We start from the raw sequence: 15880 nt of genomic DNA on the forward strand, positions 1-15880 counted from the left end.
TCGTTTGAAATACTTGATTTTACTTCAGTTGTGCTTACTAACTGCAGTATTGTATGCTCAAAAGACTGAGGTGTCAGGAATTGTTCTAGATGCTGAAAACGGAGATACCCTCCCTTTTGTTAACGTTTATTTTGTTGGAACAAAAATTGGTACAACAACAGATTTTTCGGGTCATTTTAGTATTGATACATATTATGCTTCTGATACTTTAGCAGCATCCTTTGTTGGATATAAAACCGCTAAAATCAAGATAAAAAAAGATACCAAACAAGAAGTAGTGTTTCGCCTAGAGTCTGCAATAGAAGCACTGCCAGAAGTTGTAATCAACCCTACCGGTAATCCAGCCCACCCAATACTAAGAAATGTTATCCAGTATAAAGAAGCAAACAATAGAGAGAAGTTAGATGCCTATCAATACGAAGTTTATAATAAGCTAGAATTTGATATTAACAATATGTCTGAAAAGTTTAAGAATCGAAAAATGTTTAAAAAATTCGATTTTATTTTTGACAATATTGATACGACCAAAGAAAAAGATTATTTACCTGTTTTTATCACTGAAAGTATTTCCGATTTATATTACCGAAGAAAACCTAAAGCAGAAAAAGAATACATCAAGGCCTCTCGAGTATCTGGAGTTAGCAATCAAAGTGTTGCTCAGTTTACAGGGGATATGTATCAGCAAGTAAACTTGTACGAAAATTTTGTTTCAATTTTTGGTAAAAACTTTATCAGCCCCATAGCCAATCAAGGATTGTTATCCTATCGTTATTACTTGATAGATAGTTTGTTTATAGATAATAATTGGTGCTACGAAATCCAGTTTGTCCCACGTCGAAAAAGGGAAATGACACTAGAGGGTACCATGTGGATTAACGATACAACATACGCCATTAAAAAAATACAAGGGAAAATTTCACCAGATGCCAATATAAACTTTGTAAAAGATCTCCAGTTTAAACAGTTGTATACAAAAGTCAATAATGAAGCTTGGATGCTTAAAGACGATGATCTGTTTATTGATTTTGTTATCGCAGATAAACAAATGGGGTTTTATGGTCAAAAGCATGCAAGCTATAAAAATATAGTAGTGAATGAAGTTAAAGAAGACAATTTTTATGAAGGGTTAGAGCGTATAACCTTATTGGATAGTGCTGATGACCGCTCTGAAAAATATTGGGATACACACCGTCATGATTCTTTAACAGACAATCAAAAAGGGATTTATCAGATGATAGATACGTTGTCTAACCTCCCAATTATTACAACCTATGTAGATATTATTCAAACCCTGGTTTCGGGCTATAAAGTCATAGGTAACTTTGAAATTGGTCCTTACTCAAGTATGTACAGTTATAATGAAGTGGAAGGTTCAAGATTGCGATTAGGCGTAAGAACAAGTAATAATTTCAGTAAAATGATTGAGCTTTCAGGTTTTGTGGCTTATGGATTAAGAGATGAAAAGATTAAATACGGAGTAGGAACACGTTTTTTTATTACCAAAAAACCCCGGCAAATGATGCGCCTGGTGTATAAAAATGATATCGAACAAATTGGATTAAGTTCAAACGCATTTAACAGTTCAAACGCTATTACCACGTTTATTGTTCGTAATCCAATTAACCGTTTGGTCTTTAATGAAGATTATAGAGTAAGCTATGAACGTGAATGGTTGAAAGGGTTTTCTACTACACTATTATTAAGAAACAACAGAATAGAACCGCTAGGTATTATTAACTTTCAGAAGACAAACCCGCAAACAGGTGAGGTCAATCAAATAAAAGATATTACAACGTCAGAAGTTACATTGTATACCCGTTTTGCACGTAATGAAGAGTTTTTGGCAGGAGAATTTGACCGAATAAGTTTAGGAACTAAACACCCAACATTTACATTAAACTATACCTATGGAATGAAAGGCGTGCTTAAAAGTGATTATGAATATCATAAATTGATTTTAGGCTATAAGCATAAGCTAAGATTAGGATTTTTAGGAGTACTAAATTACTCTGGTGAAATCGGTAAAGTTTTTGGCGCAGCACCTTATCCTTTGTTAGAGGTGCATCAAGGAAATGAAAGTTTTGTTGCAAATAATATGGCTTACAACATGATGAATATTCTAGAGTTTGTGAGTGATGAATATGTAAGTGGAAATATTGAACATCACTTGAATGGACTAATTTTTAATAAAGTTCCATTGCTTAGAAAGTTAAAGTGGAGAGAAGTAGGAGGAGTAAAAGGAATCTGGGGTAAATTAAATAATGCCAGCTTAATGGAAATGGATTTACCAGCTTATACTTCGACCTTACAAACAAAACCTTACTTAGAAGCTTTTGCAGGTGTTGAAAATATCTTTAAAGTCATGAGGGTTGACTTAATGTGGCGATTGAATTATTTGGATAATGAATTCAATGGAATAAAGGTTAATCGACTTGGGATAAGAAGTAAACTACAATTCACTTTTTAAAGAAACTTGTATTATGAAATTAAGAACAGAAGAAATTAAAAAAGCCTATAAAGGACGACAAGTTGTAAAAGGAATAACAGTTGAAGTTAATCAAGGAGAGATTATTGGTCTTCTCGGCCCAAATGGAGCAGGTAAAACCACTTCTTTTTATATGATTGTAGGGTTGGTTAAACCAGATACCGGAAAAGTTTTTTTAGACGATACAGAGATTACCAAAGTTCCGATGTATAAGCGTGCAAAAATGGGAATTGGATACTTGCCGCAAGAGGTTTCTGTTTTTAGAAAATTAAGTGTAGAAGATAATATTCTGTCAATTCTTCAAATGACTGACCTAACCAAAAAACAACAAAAAGAACGTTTGGAGGAATTAATAGAAGAATTTAGTTTAGGTCACGTAAGAAAAAACTTAGGAGAAAAACTTTCAGGAGGAGAAAAACGACGTACAGAGATTGCTAGAGGATTGGCCGTAAATCCAAATTTTGTATTGTTAGATGAACCTTTCGCTGGAGTAGATCCTATTGCAGTAGAGGATATTCAAAGTATTGTGTTAAAACTTAGAAAAAAGAATATAGGGATATTAATTACTGACCATAATGTACAAGAAACATTGTCGATTGTTGATAGAGCTTATTTGATGTTCGAAGGAGCGATATTAAAGTCTGGAACAGCTGAAGAACTAGCAGTGGATGAACAAGTTAAAAAAGTGTATTTAGGTCAACATTTTGAACTAAAGAAAAAGGTGTTTGAAGATTAATTATTATTGAAGTTTTTTTACGATATATTCTGTCAGTTCGAGTGAATTTCGATAGAAATATATATTGATAAATATACGAGTTAAACGACTAATATGGCGTTAATTTTAAATATAGAAACAGCAACTAAAGTCTGTTCAGTTGCATTAGCAAAAGAAGGTAAAACAATTGGAGTAAAAGAAGCATTAGGGGTTCAGTATATCCATTCAGAAAAATTGACTGTTTTTATAGAGGAGTTAATAGCAGAATCAGCATATAGTCTTCAAGATTTAGATGCTGTTTGCGTTAGCAAAGGGCCAGGTTCATATACAGGGTTAAGAATTGGAGTTTCAAGTGCAAAAGGATTGTGCTATGCTTTAAAAATACCATTGTTAGCAGTAGATTCGTTAACAGTATTGGGAGCGCGTTTTGTTCAGTTAAGTGCTGTCAAGCAAAATGTCATATTATACCCCATGATCGATGCTAGAAGAATGGAGGTGTTTACTCAAAAAATGCAAGCCGATTTACAAGTAATAACGCCAATAGAAGCCAAGATTATCGACGAAAACTCTTTTACTGAATATTCCGAACCTGTTTATCTTTTTGGTGATGGAGCCAATAAGCTTGCTGAAACCTTTAAACAGCCCAATATTAAAGTTTTAGGAGGTATTGAAACCAGTGCAAGAGGAATGGAAGCTATTTCTTATCAGAAGTATTTAGATAAAGATTTTGAAGATGTCGCCTATTTTGAACCTTACTATCTAAAAGAATTTATCGCTATTCCGAGTAAAAAGAAATTGTTGTAAGATAGCTCAATAAAAAGCCTCAATAAGCATTAAACTCATTGAGGCTTATCAATTATATTAACGATCAATTATTTTACAACTTCTACCCATTGACCTTTAGTTCTAACGAAGAAGTCGTTGTCGTACATTGCTTCAGCTTGTACACCAGATAAATAATATTTACCGAGGTAAGAAGCATTCAACTGAATTTTAAATGTTTTCGACTTTTTGCTACCTAAATCAAAGTAATAATGTACGCGATCATCTCGGATATCTGTATAGGCAACACTGTTATTTTGTCCAGCGCTACTGCCATAATCAGTGAATCTAGTATTGATGATTTCCCAACCAGATGGGAACGTTTGCGTTAAGGCAATATCCCTTACATATTCATACTTCAAATTAGTAATCGTTACGTTAGCAATAACCGTTGTTCCTTGAGTTAATTCATCTACAGCAATTGCATTACCATCTTTATCTTCATAATGAATACTAACATCAAAACCTCTTGATTCAGCTAATTCCTCACCTAATGGAAGAATTCCAGAAGTAATGATACGCGCATAAACAGTATTGTCTTTACTGTTGTTGATTGTAATAGCGTTTGCTCCTTCATGAATGGCTAAGTCTCGAACAGCAATTGCATTTTTAGTTGTAATCTTAACTGATTTTCCACCATTAGTACTGTAAGAAATAGCCAATGATTTTCCTCCCCCTTTTTCTACCATTTTCGCCATAGCTAACAAGCTGTAGGCAGTTGTTTGGGTGCTCATCCAACTATCAGAAGATAAGTCCTTAGCAATGTATTCGGCAAGTTCACGTTTTTGTTTGTTGTTGGTTAAGACCATTGTTTCTAAAGCCATTGCTCTATTTCGATCAACAGAACCATAAGTATAATAGCTGTAGTTGGATGGTTTAAAGTGAATATTAGCTGTTCTTCCTATTTGCTGAGCAGCATCACTTTGACGAGCAATTGCATAAGCAGCAGCTAATCGCCACTTGGCCTCATTAGAAATCTCTGTAAATTCTTTTAATCGGTTCATAGAAGATAAATCAGGTTTACCAGCTAAAGCTAAGGTGTATAAGCGGTAAGCCTGAGCTAAATCACTGTTGTAATGCTGGTAACTTGGACGCCAAGCTCTAGCTTGTTTTTGTTGGTATTTAATCCAGTTGTTTTTAAACGTTAAAGGAAGCGCATAACCTTTTTTCTCAGCTTCTAATAAAAAGTGTCCAGCGTAACTTGTTCCCCAATCGTTAGGGTTACGATCGCCAATCCAATAGCCCATTCCTCCATCAGCAGTTTGGAAACGTCCTAAGCGATCAATTCCTGCTTGAACATTCTTGTGTATTTCTTGTTTCTTTTGAATAGTTAAATCAAAAATATCGGCTAAGAATAACTGCGGAAATACGCTAGAAGTTGTTTGTTCAACACATCCATGAGGATATTGAATTAAGTACTGCATTCTTTTGGTAAAGTTCATAGGTGGTAATGTAGAGAATTCAATTTCGGCTTTATTACTTCCTGCAACACCAAATGTGCTAAAGTCAACCGTTTTAGAACCGCTATTTTCTAATACAACATCTTTAAATACACTAGATTCAGGATTGGTGTTTTCTACATCAATTTCAACTTCATACGATGATTTCTCCCCACTTCCACTCGCAATGACTTCTATTTTTGCAATGCCTTCAGCTTTAGAAACATCTAAATTAAAATAGACCATCTTTTCATCAGGTTGAGAGAAAGAAAGTGTCTTGGTTTGTTCCCCAACAATTTGGATTCCTTTACTCATTTTTAAAGAAACAGAAGCACTCTTTACTTTTTTGTCCATAGCAAATACAGAAACAGGTAAGGTAACTTGTTCCCCAGGACTTAATTTACGAGGTAATGAAGCCAATACCATTAATGGTGTTTTTACAGGCGTGGTTTCTTCCGCGTTTCCATACGCTTCAGTAGCTCTATCTCCAACAATAACCATGGTTCTTACCGACCCAACATATTTAGGCATCATAAACTCTCTTGTTTGACTAGCTCCTGCAGCCAATTTAAAAGGTCCTTTAACCATAGCGACAGGTTTAAAACGATCTGCTTTTTTAGCTTTGTTTTTATCTAAATCACCATCTCCACCAATACCGTAAACTTGGTCCACACTTCCACTATACGCTCCAATTACATCATCAAATACATCCCAAGTTGTTACTCCTAATGCTTCTCTTTTGTAAAACTCATCCCATGCATTTGGTGTTTTAAAACGCGTTAAGTCCAATAATCCTTCATCTACCACAGCAATAGTATAAGTCATCGCTTTTCCATCTTTTTCAGAAACTGTAATATCAAAAGATTTTTCAGGTTGAAGCTCTTTTTTCATTTTGATAATTGGATGCAATTTGGTATCAGGATTTTCAACCAATAAAGGAATAACACCATATAGACGTAATGGAAGATCATTGGCAGTAGAGCTGTGTGGTTGCAATAAAGAAATATTCACAAAAACATTTGGAGCCATTTCTTCAGTTATAGGAAGTTCAAATGTTGTTTCTCCTTTTGCTGTTTTAATCCATTGCGTTTTTAGTACAGAACTTCCATTTTCAATGCTAATAAGCGCATTACCATTGCTACTAGATGGGAAAGTAATTTTAGCTGTTTCACCTACATTGTAGTTGTCTTTGTCTGCCGTGAAGATTAACATACTCGCAGTTTCTTGATTTTCATCAGAATTGTTTCTCCACCAATCTCTATAGAAGTAAGTTGTTATTCCTGTGGCATGACCACTAACAGGGTCTTTAATTCGGATTAAGTAACGTCCACTTTCATCTTCAGGAATATTCACACTAAAAGAAGCTTGACCTTTATTGTTAGTAGAGACTTTAGTAGATTGGAAAGGTCTATGATTACTGCTTCCAACATATTGAGCAAGGTTGTCGTAACTTGAACTCCACCACCATCGCCATTCTACTTTATAGACCTCTACTTCTAAGTTGTTTCTAGCGATTGGATTTCCTTTGGTATCAACAGTTGCTAATTGGAAAGTAACATTCTCGTCTGTATAATAAGAACCATAGGCTTTTGATGCTGGTTTTTTAAGTCCAACAAAACTAGAGAAAGGTGCGAAATCTTTGGTAATAACGTCAATAGAAAAACTACCGCCTTGCTCATAAACTTTAGTGAGGAAAGAGGCTTTTAACATTCCTGGCGCTTTACTATTTTGTGGAAGATATTTTGAAAAACTAGCTTCTCCTAAATCGTTTAAAGTTCCTGTAAAAAACGTTTTTTCATCAGAATAGAAATTACATATAGGGTCGTTAAAAATATATTTAGGGAATTTTTCAAAACCTTGGCTGTTCTCAGAAAAATTGATGTTAATTTCTGCTTTAAGGTTTTTGGCAATAGCTCCATGGAGCCATTTTGCACTTAGTTTTCCATTGATATAGTCATTCGCATTTAAAACCTCTTGTTCAAAATCTATTGCCAATTTTAAACGATTAGGCTTTATTGTTTCCACTTTTACATTTTTGTAAAAATTGGCCCCTCCAACACTTACAGTAGCAGACCAGTTTCCTGTTGCGTCATCTTGTTGGGTAGGAATATCAAAACGGTAAAAACCATCAACATGATCTTTGGTCACTTTTTGATAAGCTAATTGGCCATTTACATCTGTTAATTTTAGTTTTACAGGGTGATTTTCAGGAAGAGGATTTTCCATATCATTTAATACAAAAGCCAAGTGAATAGTGTCACCTGGTCTCCATACTCCACGTTCACCGTAAATGTATCCTTTAATTCCCTTTTGTAAACGTTGCCCAGAAACATTAAAATTGCTCAAAGGAAGCGCTTCGCCATCTGAAAGTTTTAAGTAGGTCTTGCTGTTTCCTTGTTGTGCAATAGCAAAAGAAAGGTGCTTTTTACCATCATAAATTGCAATTCCATCACCATTAGTAGTTAAGGTTTCGATGGGTTGCTGTTGATAGTTGTACACTGTTATTTTTGCTCCAGATAAAGGTTGTGCAGTTAAAAGATCAGTAGCAACAAAATAATACGATTTATTATTTCCTCTTTTAGCAATTAAGCCAATGTCAGAAGCTAAGACATTAGCTGTTGTAAAGTTACGTTCATTGTTGTAATACGCTTCTTTACAAGGGTTGTTGCGGTCTCTCCAACGATAATAATTATTTCGATAACTATAAATAATATTATCCCAATATTGCTCTTCCTTTTCATCTTCATCTTCAGCAGATTGAGTGTAGTCATCATCTTCGTAATAGTAGTCATCTTCATAGTAATAATCATCGTATTCTTCTTCTGAGTCTTCGGATGTGGTTCCATCGCAATTGTATAAAGAGTATGCTTGCTTAAAGCTAAATTCAAGTCGATAAATTGCGCCTGGATCAGTCTTTATAAGATCTTTTAAATCTAAGGCGTAAGTCCTCCACTTTCCTGTGTTGCTTTTAGGGTTTTTGATTAACTCAATCGTTTTTTTGGCAATTCTTCTACCCACCCTTTTAACATTGTTTTGACTGCTTAAAGAGTTGCTTTGTAAAAATTGCAAAATATTATCCTCATATATTTTGATAATACGTACATCAACCGCTCTTAGGTTAACGGCTTCAAAATTAAATTTTAGATGATCAGAGTTTGGCAGTATCACACCGTTTTTAATCAATCGTACAGCAGGTTTTATTTGTTCAAAAGCGACCAGTTCTTCCCGTGTCTTTTTTAATTTATAGCCATCAAAACTCTCTATTCCTTGATGTACAAAAATGTTGGCCGAACCAGTAATCCTTTCTGAAGGATATACCGATAAAATATTTCCATCTACAACATATCGAAGAGATCTTACATTCTCAATGGTAACTAAACCATCAAAGTTTTGATCTTTTTTTAGAGGGTCAGAAAAGTTGAGAATTAAATGTTGGTCAGGATGTTGAACAACATCTACTTTGATAATAGAAAAATTACTTTTTCCAGGAATGGTTACCTGATGAGTCCCCTCGTTGTCAATATTCATGTGTGACCCAGTCCAGGTTAGTTCTAAGTCAGAGTCTTCTTCATACCGCACAATACTATCTACTGTAAAAAGGAATTCTTGAGGATTTAGCTCTTCCCATTTTACGCTAATCTGATTTCCTTTTTGTTGAGCAGTTAAAATGTTTTCGACTGCTTCTAAATCAACGATGTCAGCAGCGGTTAAACTACCTTCTAAGTATTGCCACTCTTTACTATACGATTGAATGTTATTGGTGATAATAGAAAAGTTGGGTTCAATAGTTTTAAAGCTAAAACTGTAAGTCTTAAAAGCTTCTTCAACTTCCATAATTTCTCCTAACTGAAGTGTAACAGTATATTCAGTGTTAGGTTGTAAATGTTCAGAAGGTTGAAAAACAAGTGTTCTGCTGTTATGAGCAGTTAACGTTCCTGAAATTGATGGTGTAATAGAAAGCAAAGAATTAGATAGTTCCGTGTTTATCTCCCAATCATCTACGTTTTTGCTTAGTTCTACTATAATAGGGTTAGCAATAGACTGTCTGCCTGAAGTTGTTTGGGCAATGTAGTCTCTAAATTGAAATAAATTATCTGTTTTTGGTGTTGATTCCGAACAGCCAATCAGAAGAGAAACTATAAGAAGTAGTGCGCTTATTTTTAATGCTTTCATTTGGTACGTTTTCTATACTCGAAATATAGCTTAAAAAACGAAGAAAACGATAAAAAAGGGAGGCTTATTTGCTGTTTTTTAGTTTTTTATTGATACCCCTTTTGGTTTTAATATGTCTAAATAATTGCCAATAGAGATGTTGGCAGCTTGATATTTATACTAGGTTTTCAAATCCTAATGTATTGGTTAACCCTAAAGAATATTCACTTCTCTTTCTAGTGTGATGTTAAATTTTGCTTGAATAGATTGGATGATTTCCTCACTAAGGTTATAAATTTCTTTTCCAGTAGCACCACCATAGTTGACTAAAACAAGTGCTTGCTTTTTGTGTACGCCATAGCGTTCATCAATTGTTTTCCCTTTCCAACCAGCTTGATCTATTAACCAACCAGCAGCAACTTTTGAATGGGCAGAATCAACTGGGTATATTGGGATATTAGGGTGGTTAGCTTTTAACAGCTCCACTATTTGATTATTGATAATAGGATTTTTAAAAAAGCTTCCACTGTTGCCTATTTCATTAGGGTCAGGAAGTTTTGATTGACGAATAGCAATGACAGCATCGCTCACATCTTTTATCGTAGGGTTGTTGATTTCCATTGACTCCAATTGTTGATTAATTGCCCCGTACGAAGTGTTGATTGTTGGCTCTTTTTGTAATCGATAAGCAACTTTTGTAATGATATATTCCCCTTGGTGTTTGTTTTTAAACACGCTTTCTCGATATCCAAAGTCACAATCATTTTTATAAAATTTATGCACTTCTCCTGTTTCAATATGAAAAGCTTCAAGCCATTCAAATACATCTTTTATTTCTGTCCCGTATGCTCCTATATTTTGCATAGGACTTGCTCCAACACTTCCAGGAATCAAACTCATGTTTTCTATTCCTGCATAACCCTTTTGGATACAATGTAAAACAAAGTCATGCCAGTTCTCTCCACCTCCACCAGTGATTACATAACTTTTGGCATCCTCTTCTTCGATGGCAATTCCCTTAATTTGATTCAGTAAAGCAAAAGCATTTTGATCTTGAGTCAGAAGAATGTTACTCCCTCCTCCTAAAATTAACTTCAGTTCTTTTTGGTATTCAGGAGTTAAACGAAGTTCTTGTAAATCGTCAATAGAATGAAACGAGGTAAAAAACTTCGCATGAGCTTCCAACCCAAAAGTATTGAAAGGTTGTAAAGAATGGTTTTTAAGTATTGGCTTCATAAGCTATCAAAGATAGATGATTACCAGTTTATTGATCAAAAGGAAGTCGCTTATTTATGAAAGGAGCAGTGTTGATTAGATCAATTACTTAAGGAGGTTAATCTTTCCAGAACCTAATTGAACAATGCCTTCTTGTTCTAGTTTTTTGAGAAGTCGAGAAATAACTTCTCTAGATGTTCCCAGCTCATTAGCAATTTTTTGATGGGTTATCGCTAGAGAATAGGTGTTTTTTACACTTGATTCTTTATGCAAGTATTCCAACAATAACTTGTCTTTGTTAGAGAACGTAATAAGCTTGACAAAGGAAAGGAGTTCGTCAAACCGCGTGTTGTACAAGTTGTAGACAAATTCGTTCCATAGTGGAAATTCTTTACCCAACGTTGAAACCTGAGAGGCAGGTAATAACAAAGCTTCGCTATCTTCTTCTATAACCCCTTTAACTTTGCTAGACTCATTGTTTAGACTAGCTGTTAGCGACATGATACAGCTTTCACCAGGCTGAATGTAATAAAGTAAAACTTCATGTCCCTCTTCATCTTCTTTGTAAACCTTAACTAGCCCAGAAATTAACAAAGGAATAACTTTAATATAAGCCCCTTCTTTTAAAAAGACAGTCCCTTTAGGAAGGTGTTGAATTTCACATAGCTCAGCAATTCGTTCTTTTAATAAAGGTTGCTTTGCTAATTCTGGAAAAAGTTGAGTGATAAGTTTACTTTTTGACAAGGTCTATTGCTTTAAAGATTAATGCAATGATTAAAAAGACCCAAGGAGTTCCATGCAAAACAACATCAAACCAATCCATAGGTCCCATTGGATGCTCTCCTGAGAAAGCACCACCTCCAGCAATCCATTTTATTTTTCCCCAAAGGTGTGGTTCAGGGAAAAAAGGCATTAATCCCAATGTTAATGATGGTAAAATCCAAAATTGGACATTTTTATATATAGGAATACCAGACATGTTAGATGTTGTTTTGAATGATGCTAGTGAGTTGATTCGCAGGAACAACTCCTGATTGTCGCCATAATAATTTACCAGCTTTAAAAAGAATTAATGTAGGAACGCCTCTAACTTGAAATTTTTGAGCGGCCTGTGGGTTTTTATCCACATCAACTTTAATTATCTTAACGCTACTGTCCATAGCTTTTTTGACGTCCTTTAAGATTGGAGCCATAGCTTTACATGGCCCACACCATTCTGCCGAAAAGTCGACCAATACAGGCTGTTCACCATTGATCAAATCATTAAACTTTGACATTTTTAATAAAAATTAGTTAATCATTTATTTGAGTAATTCACCCTCTATGGCTTCTTTTAAAGCTCCTTTTGGTAAAGCTCCTGCTTGCATCATTGGCTGTTTTCCAACAGGAATAAATAACATGCTAGGAATACTTCTTATTTGGAATACAGCTGCTAATTCTTGCTCTACTTCAGTGTCTACCTTGTAAATTTTTAATTGACCAGCATATTCATCAGAGAGCTCTTCTAAAATGGGAGCAACCATTTTACAAGGTCCACACCAATCTGCATAAAAATCAATTAATGCAGGAGTATCTCCTTTAAAGTTCCATTCTTTTGAAGTGGTATAATCAAACACTTCATCTTTAAACATTTGAGTTGTTAACTGTATAGTTGCCATTGTCTTTATTTTTATTTCTTTAGTCGAGTAAAATTTACTTTACTGACATTTACTATGCAAATATCAGTATAAGTTTTCAACTAATATGTAACAATAGTGACTATAGACTAGTATTTTTGGAAAGTTATTGGATTAGTCCTAACCAAGATTCAAATATTTTTTGACCATCAATATTGTTTAATTCTTGATCAGCAGCACGTTCTGGGTGTGGCATCATTCCAAAGACATTTTTACCTTTGTTGCTAATTCCAGCAATATTCAATAAAGATCCGTTAGGATTAGCCGCTGCATTTACTTCTCCATTTTCATCACAATATTGAAAAAGTATTTGATCATTGTCTTCTAGCGATTTTAGCGTGTCATCATTTGCGAAGAAACGCCCTTCACCATGTGCAATTGGAATTTTATAAGTCTTATTGAAATCTAAATCTTTTGTAATACTAGCAGTCTTAGAAACAGGCTTTAAATAGGTGTTTTTGCAAATGAACTTCTGATTGTTGTTGTGTAATAGAGCTCCTTCTAATAGTCCAGACTCACACAAGATTTGAAAACCATTACATACTCCTAAAACATGTCCTCCTTTATCAGCATGTTGAATCACCTCTTTCATTACAGGAGAAAACTTTGCAATGGCACCAGATCTTAAGTAATCACCATAAGAAAAACCACCTGGTAATACAATGGCATCACACCCTTTTAAATCGTGATCTTTATGCCATAATTCTTCTACCTCTAATCCCATTTTTTCTCTTAAAACATAAACCATGTCTTTGTCACAGTTAGATCCTGGGAAAGTAATTACTCCAAACTTCATTTTTATAGTAAGATTTAGTTGTTGTTGCAAAAGTAATGGATTTATTGAAAATCACGGAGTTAAAATACCGAAATATTTTAGAATTCATTTGAAAAAGAATAGAATTTCATTTTTTATAAAAAAACTTTCTTAATACTCCTAATAGTTTACCTTTGTCGAGGTATAATTTTTTGCTGTGGCATGATTCATGTTATTAAGAGATTTTAATGATGAAATAGTCTAAAGTTGAAAGAAAAATAAAATTGATTTTAATTGAGTAATTCAATGTTGAAAGACTTTATAGATTTGGGAATCTTTCCTAAGCGTGTTAAACCACCAAAACGATTGCTTATGAAAACGAAACATTACTTTTTAACACTTTTATTAACCGCTTCTTTTTCTGCTCTATTTGGGCAACGAAATCGAGTTGATTATGACCGAGATACGAAGTGGAATTTTGGATTAAATGCTGGGGGAACTTGGCAAGAAAAAGAATTGGATTTTGTAAATTATCCTGGCTTTAGTGGTGGGCTTACATTAGGTCGATCTATCTACGAAAAAGAGGGAAGGTTGTTGTCTTTTGATTTGAGAGGGAGATTGTTGGCAGGACAAACTTCAGGATGGAGTACTGTACCATCATATGACTCTACTTTGTTTTCAAATCATCCAGATGGGGTTGGCTATAAAAATTATCGCTTTGAATATGGAGAGGGGTCATTAGAATTAGTCGTAAATGCACATCGTTTAAGAGAACGAACAGGAATCTTGCTATACGGATTTGGAGGTGTAGGGCTAGTCTCGCATTCTATCAAGCATAATTACAAAGATGGTGCTGATTGGTATGATTATTCGTTGGTTGATTCAACAGCTAATAAAGATCTTGTTGCATTTAACTTGAAAAGCTTTTTCAATGATAAAAAATGGGAAACTGATAATGCGTTTTTCTCAGGGAATCAAACATTAGTGATGCCCTCTTTAGGACTTGGGTTGGGGTATCAAGTGACGCCACAATTTTCTTTAGGTGTTGAACATAAAGTAACATTTGGATTAAACGATAATTTAGATGGATATATAGATGGTAAAAATGATCGTTATCACTATACCAACTTTAATTTAAGATGGAACTTGTTTAGAGGAAATGGAACAGGAAATGGTTCTTATATACCAGAAGAACGACCATTGCCTAATCAAGGAGGAAATCCCAATCCATCTAGTAATGGAAATGTGGATGATTATTCAACAAACCCATCTACTGATGTACCACAAGGGAATAAACCACTTGTTAATATTACACGACCAGCAAGTAATGGCGGGAGCGTTTATACAATGAATTATAATGTAAAAGCTAAAGTTTATTATGTCGACGGTCGAAACGATATTGTATTTAAGCATAATGGAGTCATCGTTAACAGCTTTAATTATAGTCCATCTTCTAAAGTTCTAGAAGTGAATGTGATTCTAACGCCTGGTGCAAATACATTTGTAGTTACAGGAACTAATGCTTATGGTTCTGATACAGATACTAAGACGATCAATTATAACAAAATCTGTAATAAGCCAACAATTACATACACTCAACCATTGAATAATGGTAAGGTGATTAGTGTTGCTTCAACAACTATAAAAGCTAAAATTCTTAATGTATCGAATAGGAATATGTTAGTGTTTAAGCACAATGGAGTTATGAATAATAACTTTACATTTAATACATCAACCAAGGCTTTTGTTGCTACAGTTAATTGTGTAGAGGGCAGTAATGTCTTTGAAATTGAAGCTAGAAATGAATGTGGGGAAAAAAGTAATAGTAGAACAATTGTTTTTAATGAGCCAATTAAAAATACACCTCCTCCAATCGTAACAATAACCAATCCGAATACGTCTCCGTATACAACAACTGCTAGCTCATATAATTTGGGTGCAACTGTACTTTATGTGGATGGAGCTTCTCAAATTCAATTTAAATTAAATGGGGTAGCTACTAATGCATTTTCTTATAATGTGAATACAAAGGTTTTGAATGCCTCAATTAATTTACAAAATGGGAATAATGTTGTTGAAATAAAGGCGACAAACCCTTATGGAATGGATACTAAAACAACTGTAATTGTTCGAAAACAATTAGAGCAAACTCCACCACCAGTGGTTACCATTAGCTACCCAGCTACAAGCCCTTACTCAGTTAGTGTCAATAACTCAGTTGTGAATGGAATGGTTTACAATGTGAACAGTTCAAGTCAAATTCAAGTAACAGTAAATGGAATGTTGTTGAATAACTTTGTGTACAATACAAGTACTAAGAAAATAAGTTTTACAGCGAACTTAAATCTTGGGTCAAATGTTGTCTCGATAACAGCAACAAATATTGCAGGAGTAGATACTAAGTCAACAACTATTGTGTATAAAAAGCCAGTAGCAATGTTGCCACCAGTAGTTAGTTTTATTAATCCTATGGTTTCGCCTTATACTGTTAGCATGAGTAACTTTACAGTAAAAGCTAAAGTGTTGAATGTAACATCTGCTAATCAAATTACAGTAACACATAATGGAACTGTTATACCAGCTAGCTTTAACAATTCGACTAAAGAGGTCATTATAAATCAA

General features: G+C 34.3%; 11 protein-coding genes. 4 read left to right on the forward strand and 7 right to left on the reverse strand.

The window, feature by feature from the left end:
* Positions 1-4: 4 nt before the first annotated feature.
* The 3 genes from N4A35_12565 to tsaB all read left to right on the forward strand — a co-directional run bounded on the left by N4A35_12565 (position 5) and on the right by tsaB (position 4004).
* Positions 5-2467, forward strand: coding sequence for a DUF5686 and carboxypeptidase regulatory-like domain-containing protein (locus N4A35_12565; GenBank protein ID MCT4582237.1), 2463 nt, complete (start codon positions 5-7; stop codon positions 2465-2467).
* 13 nt (positions 2468-2480) lie between these two features.
* On the forward strand, positions 2481-3221 hold the full coding sequence (gene lptB, locus N4A35_12570; protein ID MCT4582238.1) for an LPS export ABC transporter ATP-binding protein: 741 nt from the start codon (positions 2481-2483) through the stop codon (positions 3219-3221).
* A 93-nt stretch (positions 3222-3314) separates the two neighbouring features.
* The gene (gene tsaB, locus N4A35_12575) at positions 3315-4004 is read left to right on the forward strand and encodes a tRNA (adenosine(37)-N6)-threonylcarbamoyltransferase complex dimerization subunit type 1 TsaB (GenBank protein MCT4582239.1); all 690 of its coding nucleotides are present in this window, start codon (positions 3315-3317) and stop codon (positions 4002-4004) included.
* 68 nt (positions 4005-4072) lie between these two features.
* Here tsaB and N4A35_12580 read toward each other — a convergent pair whose 3' ends face one another.
* The 7 genes from N4A35_12580 to purQ all read right to left on the reverse strand — a co-directional run bounded on the left by N4A35_12580 (position 4073) and on the right by purQ (position 13300).
* Positions 4073-9634, reverse strand: coding sequence for an MG2 domain-containing protein (locus N4A35_12580; GenBank protein MCT4582240.1), 5562 nt, complete (start codon positions 9632-9634; stop codon positions 4073-4075).
* A 192-nt stretch (positions 9635-9826) separates the two neighbouring features.
* Positions 9827-10849 (reverse strand): UDP-N-acetylmuramate dehydrogenase, encoded by a 1023-nt coding sequence (gene murB / locus N4A35_12585; protein MCT4582241.1) that lies wholly within the window; start codon positions 10847-10849, stop codon positions 9827-9829.
* Positions 10850-10933: 84 nt separating this feature from the next.
* Positions 10934-11572: a Crp/Fnr family transcriptional regulator gene (locus N4A35_12590; GenBank protein MCT4582242.1), complete on the reverse strand. Its 639-nt coding sequence runs from the start codon at positions 11570-11572 to the stop codon at positions 10934-10936.
* Complete coding sequence (locus N4A35_12595; GenBank protein ID MCT4582243.1) at positions 11559-11807, reverse strand: hypothetical protein; 249 nt, start codon at positions 11805-11807, stop codon at positions 11559-11561. The genes N4A35_12590 and N4A35_12595 overlap by 14 nt, the downstream gene beginning before the upstream one ends.
* Before the next feature lies 1 nt (position 11808).
* A complete protein-coding gene (gene trxA / locus N4A35_12600; GenBank protein MCT4582244.1) occupies positions 11809-12105 on the reverse strand; it encodes a thioredoxin in 297 nt (98 codons plus the stop codon).
* A gap of 24 nt (positions 12106-12129) precedes the next feature.
* Positions 12130-12486 (reverse strand): thioredoxin, encoded by a 357-nt coding sequence (trxA, locus tag N4A35_12605; protein ID MCT4582245.1) that lies wholly within the window; start codon positions 12484-12486, stop codon positions 12130-12132.
* A 124-nt stretch (positions 12487-12610) separates the two neighbouring features.
* Positions 12611-13300, reverse strand: coding sequence for a phosphoribosylformylglycinamidine synthase I (purQ, locus tag N4A35_12610; GenBank protein ID MCT4582246.1), 690 nt, complete (start codon positions 13298-13300; stop codon positions 12611-12613).
* Between the two features lie 330 nt (positions 13301-13630).
* Here purQ and N4A35_12615 point away from each other — a divergent pair.
* The coding region (locus tag N4A35_12615) for a hypothetical protein (protein ID MCT4582247.1) at positions 13631-15880 on the forward strand (2250 nt) is incomplete at its 3' end.

This window comes from Flavobacteriales bacterium (genome assembly GCA_025210295.1).
Classification (GTDB): Bacteria; Bacteroidota; Bacteroidia; order Flavobacteriales_D; family Parvicellaceae; genus S010-51.

Coding starts and splice junctions, on each gene's coding strand:
- lptB (MCT4582238.1), top strand. CDS start 2,481: ATGAAATTAAGAACAGAAGAAATTAAAAAAGCCTATAAAGGACGACAA.
- tsaB (MCT4582239.1), top strand. CDS start 3,315: ATGGCGTTAATTTTAAATATAGAAACAGCAACTAAAGTCTGTTCAGTT.
- N4A35_12580 (MCT4582240.1), bottom strand. CDS start 9,634: ATGAAAGCATTAAAAATAAGCGCACTACTTCTTATAGTTTCTCTTCTG.
- murB (MCT4582241.1), bottom strand. CDS start 10,849: ATGAAGCCAATACTTAAAAACCATTCTTTACAACCTTTCAATACTTTT.
- N4A35_12595 (MCT4582243.1), bottom strand. CDS start 11,807: ATGTCTGGTATTCCTATATATAAAAATGTCCAATTTTGGATTTTACCA.
- trxA (MCT4582244.1), bottom strand. CDS start 12,105: ATGTCAAAGTTTAATGATTTGATCAATGGTGAACAGCCTGTATTGGTC.
- trxA (MCT4582245.1), bottom strand. CDS start 12,486: ATGGCAACTATACAGTTAACAACTCAAATGTTTAAAGATGAAGTGTTT.
- purQ (MCT4582246.1), bottom strand. CDS start 13,300: ATGAAGTTTGGAGTAATTACTTTCCCAGGATCTAACTGTGACAAAGAC.